Source organism: Abiotrophia defectiva ATCC 49176, from assembly GCF_000160075.2.
Taxonomy (GTDB): Bacteria; Bacillota; Bacilli; order Lactobacillales; family Aerococcaceae; genus Abiotrophia; species Abiotrophia defectiva.
The window spans coordinates 1,195,449-1,209,724 of sequence record NZ_KI535340.1 but is presented as its reverse complement, the minus strand read 5'-3'; the positions used below and the strand labels follow the sequence as shown (position 1 = coordinate 1,209,724).

Sequence of the window (14,276 nt, the reverse complement as noted above, 5' to 3'; positions counted from 1 at the left end):
AGCTCCTTTATTTAAACGTAGGTTTGTAGAATTGACGCCGGTCTAGCGGATAGATGGCCTCAGAGAAATTACCAGGCTCGACCTTAGCTAAGGCCGTCGCAATCATATTAAAAGTGGCATCCATATTGTCAATGTGATGGATGAGCTCGGCTTCTAGCAGCTGAGGCGCCACCGGGCTACCATACTCCAACTTGCCATGGTGGGCTAGGACTACGTGCTTGAGCAGGAGTACTGGCTCAGAATCTGGGTCAAAGCCCAGCTCGGCACAGGCCCGGTCAATCAACTCGTCCACAATGACGATATGGCCCATCATCTTACCCTTGAGGGTGTACTCAGTGGCAATGGCACCTGACAACTCGATGGTTTTACCCATATCATGTAGGATAATACCGCCTAAGAGCAGGCTGGCATTGACCTCTGGGTAAATCTTGAGTAGCGCCCGCCCTACCTGCAACATGGAAATGGTGTGGTAGCTGAGCCCACCCGCTAGGGCGTGGTGGTTGCGCTTAGCTGCCGGATAGGAGAAGAAATCCTCCTTGGCATAGTTGAGAATCTTACGAACGATGCGGGCAATATGGGACTCGTGAATCTCCAGCAAAGCCTCATTGAGGGCTTCCTCCAGGGTCTCCTTCTTAATCCCGATATGTTCCACATAGAGGGTGGGATCATCTGGCTCACCAGCATCAGCTAGGCGCAAGCTCTGAATCTTAATCTGCGGGGTTCCATTATAGGTGTCCCGCTCACCCTTGAGGAAGACTACCTTGCCGGCTTGATAGCGGGCAATCTCTTCCTCGGTGGCCGACCAGTACATGCCATCCATGCTGCCAGAACGGTCTTGGAAGCGGAAGGCGATGAAGGGATTGCCATTGCGGGCTACCCGGATGTCGGCGGATTTAATGAGGACGAAGAGCGCGAAGCTCTCGCCATGTTTGAGGTCTAATAATTGGGTCATGCCGGTTCCTCCTCTGCTTGAGTCACTTGAATGGCGTCCAAGTTCACAGCCCTTGCCCCGTCGAAGAAATGAACGGCTTGTTGGTCAAAGGTGAAGAAGAGGACTTGAATGCGTTCCGAAATTTGGCCTAGGACTTGGTACATGCTGGCCTTGCGATACTCGTCGAAGTTGACGAAGGCATCGTCAATCAAGATTGGCATCTTGACCATGGTCCGAACATTCTCAATGAAGGCAATCCGCAGGGCCACATAGAGTTGTTCCAGGGTCCCTTGGGATAGTTCATGCGGTTCAAAGTAGATGTCAGAGAACTGACGTACCTTGATGCCGTCTTTTTGGAGCTTAATCTGGGTGTAACGGCCGTAGCTTAGGGTCTCGAAGAGCTCATCAGCTAGGCGGTTCATCTCAGGCAGCGGATTGTCCAACCCATGACGTAGGGTGGCATAGATCAATTCCATAGCAATCCGCTTGCGACCCCATAGGGCCACCATATCCCGAACTTGGGTCTCCTTGTTGGCCAAGGCTTGGACCTTTTCTTGGTAGGTGCCGTCTTGTTCCAGGTGGTGGATTTCCACTTCCAGGTCGGCCCGCTCGCGGTGATGCGGTACTAGGCGTTCCTTGAGGGTCTCCAACTGGTGTTCCAGACGGTGGAAGTTTTCCAACAGGCTTTGCTTGTTTTGAACCTGGGTTAGGGCTTCTTCATAGCCTTCCATTTGCTCAGCGTAAAGGGCCCGTTTGGCGGTTAATTCTTCGATTAACTGGTTGGTTTCGACCTTTTGGAAGAAGTCCAGTTCATCTTGGGCATGGGTGTCCTTGAAGACTTGACCAATCATGGCTTGACGCTCGGCAATGGCATCTTCTTGGGCCTTCATTTGTTGGGCCGCTTCATCTAGGCGGTCATCAATGACTTGGCCCCGCTCCATGGTCCGCACCAGGCTGACTTCTACGTCTTCGACATGGCGAATTTGTTGACGAACCGAATCGTCCACCAATGGGAAACGTTCGAAGAGGGGCTGCAAGAGGCTACGCCACTCGGTTAATTGCTGGGTCAGCTTATCCTTCTGAGCTTCCAAATCTTTCTTCTGATTCTCAGCGGCGAAGTATTGCTTAACCGGGTTGGCCTTGAGGATGAGCTCAGGATCTGCCGTTGGGTAGAAGCCCATGGCTGCCAACCAGCGGGATTGCTTGCTGGCTAAGTTCTTAAGCTCGGCTTCAATGGCTTCGATGGCTTCCTCACGTTGGTTAATCTGGGTACCCAAGACCTTGCTTTGTTCCAGGTATTGAATTTCCTTCTCGCGCAGGTCCTGAATCTTGTTGAGGACGGGACTATTATAGAAGGCCTGGTAGCGACGGCGGTTGGATTGGAAGATATAACCAATACTGAGGACCCCGACCACCAGGATCAGCACCCCTAACCAGAAGAGCAGGTTGGCGCCCTTGGTCATGTTCTGATAGAAGGCCAGGAAGAGCCCGCCGGCAAAGGCCAAAATACCAGGGAAATACTGGTTGAGGCTGGTTGCCTGCATGAGTTGGGCTTCTTCATTCATGCGCTGGTGCTCTAGGTGAACCACTTGTTGGCGCACAATGGCTGTATAGTTTTGTTGTTCCTTGCGTTGTTCCAAGTAGACCTTGCGCTCGGCCTTGAGGGCTTCTTCCTGCTTGAGCAAGTCTAGCTTGTCAGCTTGGAGGGCTAGCCCTTCTTCCAGCTTGGCGTCATAGGCAGGTCCCTGTTCAACCTTTTCAGGGAAGAACTGGCCTTGGTGGGCCAACTGGGTCATGAGCTCGCCCTGCTCTTGGATGCGGGCGGTCAACTGTTCAATGACGGTCTGGGTTTCCTTGGCCTTGGCGGTCTCGACTAACCATTTCTGGCGATCTTCCGCGTGGTTACGGGCCCAGTTGAGCTTGGTCAAGCTGCCTAGCTCACCCTTGAGGTTGCGAATCCGTTCTTCCAATTGGACGATTTGGATTTCGCTGGCCTGGTTGAGCTTGAGGGCATCGGAAATCTCCCGCACGGTCTGTTCAGACAGGGGCGTGAAGACCAGTTGCTCCAGCTCCCGCTTGGCAGCCCGGTCCTTGAGGTAGATGTCATAGAGGCCCACTAATTTGTCTTGGGCACGGATTTCCTTCTCCAGGTCCTTGATTTCTTGGTTGAGGCGGGCAATGGCTTCTTCCTCTTCCTGACGGCGACGGGTCAGCTCATCATAGGCCCCCATCTGCAGATGGAGCACTTCCACTTGTTGGGCCAGTTCTTCATACTCGGCTAGGAGCACATTGAGAGGCCGGCTCTGGCCATTTGGCCGGTAGAGGTCATCGGTCTCCTTCTGATACTGCTTGGCAATCTTGAGGAATTGGTCGCTCCCCACGGTCCCGATACTCATGAAGTAATCATTGAGTTGATCGGCCCCGATATTGGCCAGCTCCTGCAGGTTCTGCAGGCTGAAGGCATAGAAGTTATCGAAGAGCTTCTCGTCCAAGCCCCCCAAGACCTCATCCAAGGTCTTAGCTGGCAACTCTTCCCCGTCGGTTCGCGTTACCCGTAGGGTCTTGCTAGTCCGCTCCACCCAAATGTCACCGAAGTCGGTCTCGGTCAGGAGCATGCGGCCCCCATAGGTCTCATGTTGCTTAGGTTCATAACGGTTCTGCTGGTTGACCCGGCGCCGACGGCTTGGGAAACCAAAGAGCATGCTGCGGATAAAGGATTGTAAGGTAGACTTACCAGCTTCATTCTTACCATAGAAGAGTTGGAGTTGGTCGCCCAGTTCGAATTTCTGGTTGACCCATTTGCCATAGCCATAAATCTCCAGTGTCTTAATCTTCATGAGCCGTCCCCTCCTCTCCGGATGTCAGGTCCTCATCGTCAGCGTCAAAGCCCACGGCTTGAACCACCAGCTGCTGGCCATTGTGGATGACCGAATCCTTGAGCTCCTGGTCTTGGGTCAGATCGCCCAACCAGGTTCTAAGGGTGGCATTGCTGAAGAGCGGCTGCATGACGCGACCATAGAGGTCACCGGTCTTCAAGGCCTGGCTAGCCTGGTCAAAGCTGTCCTTGAGGCTAGCATCGTATTGGAAAGGCTCGATGGCCACTTGGCTGACCGTTTGCAAGCTAACTAGGGCCACAAATGGCGTGTTGATCACATCAGCTTGCAGGGCCGCTAGCACCTCACCCGATTCTACCTGGCTGGCCAAGTTAGCTGGCAACTTCTCATAGTGGTCCAAGACCACGGTCACCAGTTGGGACTGGTTAGAAGCTTCTGCCTCGGCTTGATAATTGCGCTGGATGCCTTCCAGGGCTTGGACTAGGTCTAGTTCATGCCAGTTAGAGCGACATTCCAGATGGGCTTCCTGCCAGACAATGGGTGCCAAGGAAATAAACTGGGACTTGGCCGGCGTCTGTGGCTTGAGTTCCACGATGAAGGCCCCCTTGTCGCCCAATTCCTTGCGGTGGCGACCCTGGATGGTCCCAGGATACTGAATCAGAGGCTGCTCCTTGAGGACTTGAGCCTGATGAATATGACCCAGGGCCCAGTAGTCGTAGTTCTTGCTCAGCAGGCTTTCCAGGTCAAAGGGCGCATAGTGGTCGCCCGATTCTTGGCCGTGCAAGACCCCAAGGGTGTAGGTGGTCTCATGCGGGTTGACCGGATAGCTGTCAATCATGCGAGCATCTACCCAACGTTTGGTATAGGAGAAGCCATAGCAACGCACGGTCTGGTCGTCAGCAAGGGGGATATCGATGGCGGTCACTTCTTGGTCTTTGAAGAGGTGAACATTATCGGGATATGGGACCGACTGACATTCCATGCGTAGGTAGTCGTGATTACCATGGCAGAGGACCACAGGAATCTTGGCAATATGAAGACGTTCTAATTGCTTAAGGAAGAAATGTTGGGCCGTCACCGTCTGTTGCTCGGTGTCATAGATGTCACCGGCAATGACCATAAGGTCGACCGCTTGGTTAATGGCAATCGAGACACAACGCTCGAAGGCCTGGTAAGGAGATTGAATAAGGTGTTTTTGTAATGAGTGCAATTGCTTGGTGAGCCCAGTAAAGGGACTATCGAGATGTAAATCTGCAATATGTAATAATTTCATCAAATTCTCCTTTCTTTAGGGATAGGTGGACTGAACATCACAGGGTCAAGCGGGGCAGTCCCACCCCTTGACACAAAAACAACTGGGAGCCGTCACCCTCAGGTGAGGCTGGGGCTTCCAGTTGGTGCCAGCCTATACTTAGGCTTGTTGTTGATAGATTTCTTGTAAAGGCTTGGTGATGATGTTGTTGAGGTCGCGAATGATTTGATCCATACGGCGCTCGGCCTCAATCAAGCCTCTAATGTGATCATCTGCCATGATGCCCTTGGACAGTTCATCAATCTGCTTCATTTCTTCTTCGCCAATTGGATGGCCTTGAGCCTCACGTAGGCTGAGTGCTTGAACTTGCTGCTTGTAGCTCTCAAATAAGGTCTTAGAAGTTTCATCTGCTTCAATCCCTGCTAGGGCCTGACGAATAGCGGCCACTTCTGGCAACTGACGAATTTCACGTTCTAATTGATTGGCTGTATCGTAGACATTTTGGTTAGACATGCGTCTATCTCCCTTCAAATTTCTTCATTCTTAGTGTATCACATCCAAGCCAAGCTCGGCTATTAATACTTTATTACTATTGAATTAAATCGGTTCTTCCCAGTCCTGGGCATCCAGCCACTGATTGACCAAATCCAGGTCAAAGCCCTTGCGGTAGAGGGACTCCTTAATCTTAAGGATTAAGGCCTTGCCCTCATGGCGTCGGCTCAGTTGGCGACGGGCCTTGCTAGCCGCTTGGTCAACCAAGTCGGCTTCATGGTCCAAGTCGGCCTCTGGCTGACAGTCTTCCAAGTAAGGCTGAATCATGGCCAGGCTGTAACCCTTGGTCAGAAGATGTTCCTGAACCTTGCGCTTAAGCTGGCCAGCCGGCAGGCGGCGATGGGACTTGTAGAACTTTTCAATTAAAGTTTGGATATTTTCCTCCAGCAAATCCACTTCATAGGCTTCCAAGGCATGAGCAATCTGACTGGCTGTCAGGCCCTTGTCTTGAAGCTTACGGCCGATTAGCTGGGGCCCCTTGCGCCCTACCCGGGCCTCGGTCAAGACCAGGCTACGCCCGTATAGGGCATCATCCAGGTAACCCTGGCTGACTAGCCGGCCAATGACCCGACCCAAATAAGGTTCTAATTCCGCTAGAAAATCTTCCTTGGCTTCCAGGCTATCCAGGTCCGCTTGCTTGAGGGCCTGGGCCTTGAGATAGTCATAGACCTCACCACTGGACTTAAGGGCCCGCGACAAGTGCTTGATGGCCCTAAGATAGAGGGACTCTTCCTGCTCATAATCGCGAATGGTCTGACACTCTTCCGAGGTCAGGGTCTGGCCCTTGGCCAGGTTGAACTTGATCAAGGTCCCCTCTGACACGCCCAGCCAGAAGCTGTCGTCCAGATAGACCGAGTAACGACTCTTGTCCTTCTTCTGTACTTCAATCCGGCTTACGCGCATGGGGCACCTCCTGGTCAAGTTGCTGGTATTGGCTGAGGTTGGCTAAAGTCGCCTGACTATTGGCCCACCGTGTAGCGATAGGCCAAGCCAGCTGGATTTTCCTTGACGAAAGACACCAACAAGCTAGCAGCCTGGTCGCCGCTTGGCGCCAAGGTCTCCACTAATTGTTTAGCTTGAAAGGCAAAGCGTTCTGCCGCCTCAGCGGACTCACAGTAGATGAAGTAGCTAGCTTGATCAGCCAGGCTTAGTTCAAAGACCAGCTCGTTCTTAGCAATTAAGCTACCTTGTGCAAATGTTAAAACAGTTTCTTGATTATTCATGAGTTTATCCCTCACCTATTCTTAGAATGCCATACAGTCAGCGAGTGACGATGGGTCTTGCAAATGGTCTTGCTAAATGGTCTTACATTGCCCCAGAGGGCTATAGGTTACTAGAGGGGACAGCCATAGGCTCATAACCTAGGTGACTTCACGCCCAAAGATCCGCATCTTAATTCGATTCCCGGTCGGGGTATCGGCTAATCCCCCTAACCCTGTCTCACGAAGTTCGCGCGGCATATTGCGACCCACCTTGTACATGGCTTCAATAACCTCATCGGCTGGAATTTGATTTTCAATTCCGGCCAGGGCCATATCAGCACAAATCAAGGCGTTGGTTGAACCGACCGTGTTTCGCTTAACGCAAGGCACTTCCACCAAACCGGCCACCGGGTCACAAACCAGACCCAGCAGGTTGCCTAAAGCCATAGCAAAGGCATGGGCTGACTGGGCCGGGCTGCCGCCCATAATGGCCACAGCCGCGGCCGCCGCCATAGCGGAAGCCGAACCGACTTCAGCCTGACAGCCACCCGCCGCCCCTGAAATAAAGGCATTGTTGGCCGTTACCATGCCGAAGAGGGCTGCCACAAAGAGGAAGTTAAGCTTGTCTTCCTTGGACAGATGGTACTGTTCATGGATGGCAAAGAGCACTCCCGGCAAGGTCCCGCTGGCACCTGCGGTGGGGGTGGCACAGACCACACCCATGGCGGCATTGACCTCGTTGGTAGCCAAGGCCGCTTCCACCCCCACCAGGGTCATTTGCCCTGAGAGGGTTTTGCCTGCTTGGCGGTACTTGCGCATCTTGACGGCATTGCCGCCCGTTAAACCGGTTGGTGAGAAGACGCCTTCTCCGGTAATCCCTCGCTGGTAGGCATTTTCCATAGCTAAGAGGGCATCCGACATCTTATGGAGGACGGCTTCCCGGCTAGTCCGGTTAATCCGCATCTCCTGTTCAATCATAATCTCAGCCAGGGACAGGCCCGTCTCTTGGGCGTAGTCCACAATAGCTTCAATCGATTCAAAAATTCCCATTTCTTTACCTCAACAATTGATAGCTGTCGACACAACTAGAGTAGAATTAAAGACTCCACATGGTCCATTTCTTCCATGGCATAGTAGAGACTCTGTGGAAAGTGGTGCTGGATCTCGAAATAAGACAGGTAACGTCCTTGGACTGCCTGGCTCAAGGTCTGAGTGACCACAATGCCTTCGGCCGCAAAGCGCGCCAAGAAGCTAGCCTCCGTCTCCGGCCGGTCACTGATTAGGAGCAAGGCCGGCAAATAGCCTGTCGGCTCAATCAAGAAGCCCCCCAGCTCAATCAGGCGTAACTCCACCTTACCGCCGCCCACCGAAACCCCGACTAGGCGAGAAGTCTTGTGGTCGTTGATTAAGGTAATGTCAGCCGTATTGGGATGGTTATAAGGACTTGGCCCCTCCATCTCGATAAATTGCACCTTCATCCCCTGGTTACGGGCGATGTCCACTGAGTTGGGAACCCGATGGTCGTCGTAAGAAAAGCCCAAAACGCCAGCGATGGTCGCAAAATCCGTTCCGTGTCCCAGATGCGTCTCCGCAAAGGACTCGTAGTAGCGGACGATAATCTCGGTTGGGCGGTCACGGTAAATCTTCTGGGCCGCTGCCCCGATATTAATGGCGCCAGCCGTATGTGAAGAAGACGGTCCTACCATGACAGGTCCAATCACGTCAAAACAGCTAGAATAGCTGGTATTTTTGGCTTGAATCTTGGCTTCCTGGCTCATGCTAGCACCGCTCCTCTCCATATGGCTTTGTCATCTCCTTATTATACACCCTCAGGCCCCTATTTTTCTAGCAAAAGCACTCAATTTTTCTGGCTTTTTTTAAGAAAATCTGGCGCCAAAAAACTGGCCCCCAGCAACTAGCCGGACTGGGCACATTGGTGTATAATCAATAGGGTATAGACATGTCAAGAAAGGGAGACCACGCGTGAAACAAGAATATAAGAAAATTGCCGAAGTTGCCGTCCTGGCCGGCCGCATCATGCTGGAAAGTCAGGCCGAGAGTTATCGGATTGAAGACACGGTCGAGCGCATCCTCAAGACCAGCCAATGCCAGACCACTGAAGTCTTCGCCAATACCACCGGCCTCTTCGTCACCTTAGACGACCCCAGCATCGAGCCCATTACCATCGTCCGCCGCATCAAGCACCGCGGCACCCACCTGCGTAAGATTCACCACGTTAACAATATTTCCCGCCAGCTGACCAAGGGAGAGATTAGCCTAGAAGAGGCCCGGGTTCGCCTAGAAAAGGTGGACGTCTCCGAGTACACCCTCTTCCACTTCGACCTGGCCGTCTTCTTCCTGGTGGTTTCCTTCGCTGTTCTCCTAGGTGGCTCCATCTGGGATATTGCTGTGTCGGGCCTGGCCGCCCTACTGGTTATTTTTGGTTACTGGCTACAAGGCAAGCTAGCCATGAATGCCCTCATGACCGGGACGGTCTCTACTTTCTTCCTGGGGTCCATTATGCCCTTCGTCTTGCTGGGTGTGCCCCAGCCCCATAATCTGGACATTATCATTATTTCCGCCCTCATGCCCCTCTTCCCCGGCACGGCCTTCACCAACGGGATTCGGGACACCCTCAAGGGCGACTACGTCTCCGGCCTGGCCAAGATTGCGGAAGCCTTGGTCATCGCCGTTAGCTTAGGGCTGGGTGTCGCCCTAGGACTCTTTGTATCGAATGGAGTGTTGAGCCTATGACCTGGATGTCCCTCTTTTCCTTATGCTTCCAAACAGCCGGGGCCTATGTGGCCACCATTACGGCTGCCATCATGGTGGAAATCCCCCGCTCCCTCCTCTTCAAATGCGGTTGGGTGGGTGCCCTGGGCTATCTGATCTACCTCTTAGTCATGCCCGGCCACGGACCGGCCGTCGCCACTCTGGTTGCTGGCATCGGCATTGCCATTCTGTCCCAACTCTTCGCCCGCAACTTCCGGGCGCCAGTCACCATGTTCTACATTCCCGGCTTCTTCCCCTTAGTACCGGGGATTGGCGTCTACCGGACGGCCTTTTACTATATCAACGACAATCCGGCCCAAGCCAGCCACTACCTACTGCAATCCGCCCTGATTGCTGGGGCCATTGCCCTGTCTATTTTCCTGGTGGATTCCTGCCTGGAAATCTACCACCATCTGCGCAACCAAGCCAATGCCAAGCGAAAGGAGCAGTCTCATGGATAATTGGATCGACCTCAGCCTGCCGGTCGCCACGACCCTCAAGGCCCATCCCGAAGTCAAAGAACTTCTCATTGACCTGGGCTTCAAGCCCCTAGGCAATCCCGTCATGCTCAAGACCGTGGGCGCGGTGACCAGCCTGGAACGGGGCGCCAGCCTGATTGGCCTGGATCTCCAGGTCCTCATTCAGGAGCTCCACCACAATGGCTACCTGGTCAAAGGAGTGGATGATCATGACCAATAGCAGTCGCGACCAACGCATTCAAGTCCTCAAGGACATCCTACTCCGCCTCCACCATGGGGCCAGCTCCGACAGTGTGGAGGCCGACTTCCAGGCCCATTTTAGCGATGTATCGCCTATTGAAGTCTCCCTCATGGAACACGAACTCATGAATGGCGACCACGGCGTGGGCTTCGAAGACGTGATGAAGCTCTGTACCGTCCACGCCAAGGTCATGGCCGCCGGCGTCCAGGGCAAAGAAGTGCCCGACAGCCAACAGGAAGGCCATCCCGTCTGGATTTTCAAGCAAGAAAACCTCGCCCTACAAGCGGGTCTCCACCGGATTCAACGCCTGCTGGATGCCCTGGAGTCTGCGGAAAGCCAGGGCCAGGACTTAGATCCTGGTCTCCTTCGTGGCCTGACCCGCCAGTACCAGCTGCTAGACCAATTCCAACGCCACTACCGCCGCAAGGAAGAACTCTTCTTCCCCATCATGGAGTCCTACGGCCACGACGCGCCGCCTAAGGTTATGTGGGGCGTGGACGACCAGATTCGGGATTTATTTGGCCTGGCTAAGGAGGCATTGAAAGGGTTAGTTGACCAGACTGAAGGCGCCTCCGTGGCCCAGGTTCTGGCCACTTACCAGGCCTTCGTCCAAGAATTCAAGGACATGATCTTCAAGGAAGAAGCCATCCTGATCCCCTTGCTGCTGTCCCTCTTCAGCGAGGACGACTGGCTGGCCATCGCCAAGGACAGCCCCGAGTTCGGCTATACCATTATCCAGCCCGACAAGGAGTGGGTACCAAGCCGGGTGAAGTTTGGGGAGCAAGGGGAAAATGGGGATGTGGCTGGAGCTGGACGTGAGGCTCAGGCTCCCGGCCAAGCTGGGCAGCCCGCCCAAACGCAGCCACTGCCAGGCGCCGACTCTTGGGCAGGCGCCGGCCAAGGCAGCAACCAGGCTAGTGGCCCGGCGGCTGAACCGGCCGTCAACTTAGGCGCTGGCTCAGTCAGTGATCCATCCTCTACCTCGACCGCTGGCCCAACTGCTAAGCCAGCCGACAACTCAGCCGCTGACTCAGCTACTAGCCCGGCGCCCAACCCCGAGGCCGACCTACCCTTTGGCGGCGGCTATCTCAGCCTTAAGGAAGCCAACCTCATCCTCAATCACCTGCCCTTTGAGATTACCTTTATCGACAAGAACGATCTCTTCAAATACTTCAACACTTCCATGGCTATCGAGAACAAACTCTTTCCCCGAGTGCCTAGCGCTATCGGTCGCCACGTCAAAATGTGCCACCCGCCCCGCAGCCTGGACATGGTCATGACCCTGATTGACGACCTCAAGCACAAGCGCCGGGCCAGCGAATCCATGTGGTTCCACCGCTCGGACGGCCGCTTCGCCTATGTGACCTATATCGGCGTCTTCGATGACCAGGACCAATACATGGGCGTGCTGGAATATGTCCACGACATCGCTCCCCTGCTGGATTTGGGTCCAGACAAACGGGGCCTGGCGCCTTTGGAGGGGGATGGAGAGCAAGCCAAAGACTAGACTTGCCCTGAAACGACAGGCCTACCCGAAACCCCACCCATGAAAACAAACCACCAACTTAAGGAGCTCACCCATGACACAAGTAACGGACTTCAGCGTTATGGCCCAAGACGGCCAGCCCTTTTCCCTGGAAGCCTACCGCGGCCAGGTGCTCTTAATTGTCAACACCGCCACCGGTTGCGGCTTCACGCCCCAATACCAAGGCCTGCAAGCCCTCTACGACCGCTATCGCGACCAAGGCTTCGCCGTCTTGGACTTTCCCTGCAACCAATTCAAGGGCCAAACCCCTGGCACGGCCCAGGAAATCAATGACTTCTGTAGCCTCAACTACCAGACCACTTTCCCTCGCTTTGCCAAGATCGAAGTTAACGGCGACCAAGCCGACCCACTCTACACCTGGCTCAAGTCCCAAAAACGCGGTCGCATGGGCCGGCGCATCGAGTGGAACTTCGCCAAGTTCCTGATTAACCGCCAGGGCCAAGTAGTCAAACGCTACTTTGCCACCACCAAGCCTGAGCGCATCGCCCGAGATATTGAGCGATTGTTGGGGGAGAAGTGAGGCTACATAAACTGAAAGGAGTTACTAGCCATGGTGATATCTGTAGACGACTTTAAAACTAAGTTTACACAAATATTTGGGGACGAAATTTGGGATGACTTTATCGTATACGGCCGAAGGAAACAAGATACTAAAAGTTTTAATTCGATTCATGATGTGATTAAGCAACTAAATAAGTACAAAAAGAAGATTGCAAACCGAGATCTTTACACAAAAGGAATAAATCGGCGGTTTGCTAGGTTTGCCTTAATTAGTATCGAAAGGGCATTCCGGCCCCAAAGTAGATCAATAACCTTTAACAAGAAAGTAGTACTAAAAAATGGGAACTTTAACAGGATTTGGGAAGTTGAACATATCTTTCCATCCAAAGGTACCAATTGCTTCGATGAAATCATTAAAGTTCCTAAAAAAACAAATACCTGTCCCAAAAAGGGCACTTATAACAATAAGCTAATTACACAAATCACCTGCAATTCCATATGTAACCTGACTTTAATATCGAGAGAATTAAATGGAAAAGAGGAGTACAAAAATGCGGATTTTCAAACGAAGAAAGATGTAATGAATTCCCCTAAAAAAGAAAAAGATGTAATGAATCCCGCTAAAAAAGAATATTATGAGGAGAAAGACTTTTATATAAACCGTATTTTTAAGAACCGGTCTGCGAAGCCATCTAAGGATTATTTCAGACTACTATTAGCTCGTCAGCTCAATTTGAAGTTTGACTTCAACAGAATTTTCAAACCAGATGCAACCGGTATTCCAGTTGTTTTTCTCAGAGTCGTATTAGGCTATTCTGAAAGCGAGATTCAATCCACATTCCCTCCTACCCCTTGAAAAGGAAAAGAATAAAATGAATTACAAATACCTCCTCTTCGACCTAGACCACACCCTGCTGGATTTCGATGCTAGCCAGGCGCTGGCACTGCAAGCCTTTTGCCAGGCCCACGACCTGGACTACAACGACCAGATCCTGGCCGACTACCACGCCCACAGCCACCGACTCTGGCACCAGCTGGAATTGGGCCAGCTGACTCTGGACCAACTCCTGGATCGCCGCTTCAAGGAATTTTTCCAGCCCCATCTGGATCACCTGGACGGCCGCAGCCTGGATGACCAGTACCGCGACCTTTTAGTCGTCCACAACCAAATCTTTCCCGGCGCCGACCGCCTCTTGCTAGACTTGAAAAGCGCTGGCTACCAGCTGGTGGCCGCTACTAACGGCGTCTCCGACACCCAGCGCAAGCGTCTGGCACAGGTTCAGTGGCTAGACCTCTTTGACCACCTGGCTATTTCCGGCGAACTGGGTCACAGCAAGCCAGACCCTGGCTTCTATCAGGCCATTTACAAGATGACCGGCGCCGACGACACTAGCGCCTACCTCATGATTGGCGACCGCCTGCAAAGCGACATGCTGGGCGCCCACCAGGCCGGCATCGACAGCCTCTGGTACAACCCGCATCAAGCCGCCGCGCCGGCCGACCTGCCCCTGACCTATCAAGTCCAGGATTATGCCAGAATTAGAGATATTTTACTTTAAAAAGATGGGGAGCCAGTGGTCCACTCGGCGGAGTGGTCCACTGGCTCTTAGCTTTTGCCCCGTTTTGCGCCTTTTCACAGGTTTTCGGCCTAGCCAGTGGTCCACTCGACAAAGTGGTCCACTGGCTCCCAGCTTTTGCCCTGTTTTGGGCCTTTTCCTGATTAAGTCCCTATAATTGTGTAAAAAGAAAAAGCCAGGTAATCTCTGGTACAATGTAGTTGTCGGAAAACATTGAAAGAGGAGATTACCATGACTTACCTTAATATTAACCTAAAACTTGAAGAATTAACAGAGGCAGTTTTAAACAGTGACATGAACACGCTCATGAAGTCGCTGGCCATTACCGTCTTTAATGCCTACATGGAAGAAGAACGCCACCAGTTCATCCAAGCCGCACCCCATGAACG

Annotated in this window: 15 protein-coding genes and 1 pseudogene; 8 read left to right on the top strand and 8 right to left on the bottom strand. The window is 53.0% G+C overall.

Annotation, left to right across the window (positions count from 1 at the left end):
• Positions 1-7: 7 nt before the first annotated feature.
• From GCWU000182_RS05650 to GCWU000182_RS05615, 8 genes are all read right to left on the bottom strand, one after another.
• Positions 8-952, bottom strand: coding sequence for a 3'-5' exoribonuclease YhaM family protein (locus GCWU000182_RS05650; RefSeq protein ID WP_023391840.1), 945 nt, complete (start codon positions 950-952; stop codon positions 8-10).
• Positions 949-3,768, bottom strand: coding sequence for an ATP-binding protein (locus GCWU000182_RS05645; protein ID WP_023391839.1), 2,820 nt, complete (start codon positions 3,766-3,768; stop codon positions 949-951). Before GCWU000182_RS05645 ends, GCWU000182_RS05650 begins: the two co-directional genes overlap by 4 nt.
• Positions 3,758-5,038 (bottom strand): metallophosphoesterase family protein, encoded by a 1,281-nt coding sequence (locus tag GCWU000182_RS05640; RefSeq protein ID WP_023391838.1) that lies wholly within the window; start codon positions 5,036-5,038, stop codon positions 3,758-3,760. Before GCWU000182_RS05640 ends, GCWU000182_RS05645 begins: the two co-directional genes overlap by 11 nt.
• A 138-nt stretch (positions 5,039-5,176) precedes the next feature.
• Positions 5,177-5,530 carry a YlbF family regulator gene (locus GCWU000182_RS05635; protein WP_023391837.1) on the bottom strand — a complete coding sequence of 118 codons (354 nt, stop codon included), beginning with the start codon at positions 5,528-5,530 and terminating at the stop codon, positions 5,177-5,179.
• Positions 5,531-5,614: 84 nt separating this feature from the next.
• Positions 5,615-6,472, bottom strand: coding sequence for a RecX family transcriptional regulator (locus GCWU000182_RS05630; RefSeq protein ID WP_023391836.1), 858 nt, complete (start codon positions 6,470-6,472; stop codon positions 5,615-5,617).
• 56 nt (positions 6,473-6,528) lie between these two features.
• Positions 6,529-6,792, bottom strand: a complete 264-nt coding sequence (locus GCWU000182_RS05625; RefSeq protein ID WP_023391835.1) for a hypothetical protein — start codon at positions 6,790-6,792, stop codon at positions 6,529-6,531.
• 138 nt (positions 6,793-6,930) lie between these two features.
• A complete protein-coding gene (gene sdaAA / locus GCWU000182_RS05620) occupies positions 6,931-7,815 on the bottom strand; it encodes an L-serine ammonia-lyase, iron-sulfur-dependent, subunit alpha (protein WP_035364621.1) in 885 nt (294 codons plus the stop codon).
• 41 nt (positions 7,816-7,856) lie between these two features.
• A complete protein-coding gene (locus GCWU000182_RS05615; protein WP_035364170.1) occupies positions 7,857-8,549 on the bottom strand; it encodes a serine dehydratase beta chain in 693 nt (230 codons plus the stop codon).
• Positions 8,550-8,754: 205 nt separating this feature from the next.
• Here GCWU000182_RS05615 and GCWU000182_RS05610 point away from each other — a divergent pair, with 205 nt between their 5' ends.
• From GCWU000182_RS05610 to GCWU000182_RS10460, 8 genes and pseudogenes are all read left to right on the top strand, one after another.
• Complete coding sequence (locus GCWU000182_RS05610) at positions 8,755-9,525, top strand: threonine/serine exporter family protein (protein WP_023391832.1); 771 nt, start codon at positions 8,755-8,757, stop codon at positions 9,523-9,525.
• Complete coding sequence (locus tag GCWU000182_RS05605) at positions 9,522-10,004, top strand: threonine/serine exporter family protein (RefSeq protein ID WP_023391831.1); 483 nt, start codon at positions 9,522-9,524, stop codon at positions 10,002-10,004. Before GCWU000182_RS05610 ends, GCWU000182_RS05605 begins: the two co-directional genes overlap by 4 nt.
• Positions 9,997-10,242, top strand: coding sequence for a DUF1858 domain-containing protein (locus GCWU000182_RS05600; protein WP_023391830.1), 246 nt, complete (start codon positions 9,997-9,999; stop codon positions 10,240-10,242). The genes GCWU000182_RS05605 and GCWU000182_RS05600 overlap by 8 nt, the downstream gene beginning before the upstream one ends.
• Positions 10,232-11,770 (top strand): DUF438 domain-containing protein, encoded by a 1,539-nt coding sequence (locus tag GCWU000182_RS05595; RefSeq protein WP_051372930.1) that lies wholly within the window; start codon positions 10,232-10,234, stop codon positions 11,768-11,770. The genes GCWU000182_RS05600 and GCWU000182_RS05595 overlap by 11 nt, the downstream gene beginning before the upstream one ends.
• Before the next feature lie 73 nt (positions 11,771-11,843).
• Positions 11,844-12,329 (top strand): glutathione peroxidase, encoded by a 486-nt coding sequence (locus tag GCWU000182_RS05590; RefSeq protein ID WP_023391828.1) that lies wholly within the window; start codon positions 11,844-11,846, stop codon positions 12,327-12,329.
• A 30-nt stretch (positions 12,330-12,359) separates the two neighbouring features.
• A complete protein-coding gene (locus tag GCWU000182_RS05585; protein WP_023391827.1) occupies positions 12,360-13,166 on the top strand; it encodes a GmrSD restriction endonuclease domain-containing protein in 807 nt (268 codons plus the stop codon).
• A 16-nt stretch (positions 13,167-13,182) separates the two neighbouring features.
• Positions 13,183-13,869: a YjjG family noncanonical pyrimidine nucleotidase gene (locus GCWU000182_RS05580; RefSeq protein ID WP_023391826.1), complete on the top strand. Its 687-nt coding sequence runs from the start codon at positions 13,183-13,185 to the stop codon at positions 13,867-13,869.
• 249 nt (positions 13,870-14,118) lie between these two features.
• A pseudogene (locus tag GCWU000182_RS10460) lies at positions 14,119-14,276 on the top strand (IS256 family transposase); the annotation flags it as partial.

Coding starts and splice junctions, on each gene's coding strand:
- GCWU000182_RS05580 (WP_023391826.1), top strand. CDS start 13,183: ATGAATTACAAATACCTCCTCTTCGACCTAGACCACACCCTGCTGGAT.
- GCWU000182_RS05650 (WP_023391840.1), bottom strand. CDS start 952: ATGACCCAATTATTAGACCTCAAACATGGCGAGAGCTTCGCGCTCTTC.
- GCWU000182_RS05640 (WP_023391838.1), bottom strand. CDS start 5,038: ATGAAATTATTACATATTGCAGATTTACATCTCGATAGTCCCTTTACT.
- GCWU000182_RS05635 (WP_023391837.1), bottom strand. CDS start 5,530: ATGTCTAACCAAAATGTCTACGATACAGCCAATCAATTAGAACGTGAA.
- GCWU000182_RS05595 (WP_051372930.1), top strand. CDS start 10,232: ATGACCAATAGCAGTCGCGACCAACGCATTCAAGTCCTCAAGGACATC.
- GCWU000182_RS05600 (WP_023391830.1), top strand. CDS start 9,997: ATGGATAATTGGATCGACCTCAGCCTGCCGGTCGCCACGACCCTCAAG.
- GCWU000182_RS05615 (WP_035364170.1), bottom strand. CDS start 8,549: ATGAGCCAGGAAGCCAAGATTCAAGCCAAAAATACCAGCTATTCTAGC.
- GCWU000182_RS05625 (WP_023391835.1), bottom strand. CDS start 6,792: ATGAATAATCAAGAAACTGTTTTAACATTTGCACAAGGTAGCTTAATT.
- GCWU000182_RS05585 (WP_023391827.1), top strand. CDS start 12,360: ATGGTGATATCTGTAGACGACTTTAAAACTAAGTTTACACAAATATTT.
- GCWU000182_RS05605 (WP_023391831.1), top strand. CDS start 9,522: ATGACCTGGATGTCCCTCTTTTCCTTATGCTTCCAAACAGCCGGGGCC.
- GCWU000182_RS05630 (WP_023391836.1), bottom strand. CDS start 6,472: ATGCGCGTAAGCCGGATTGAAGTACAGAAGAAGGACAAGAGTCGTTAC.
- GCWU000182_RS05590 (WP_023391828.1), top strand. CDS start 11,844: ATGACACAAGTAACGGACTTCAGCGTTATGGCCCAAGACGGCCAGCCC.
- GCWU000182_RS05645 (WP_023391839.1), bottom strand. CDS start 3,768: ATGAAGATTAAGACACTGGAGATTTATGGCTATGGCAAATGGGTCAAC.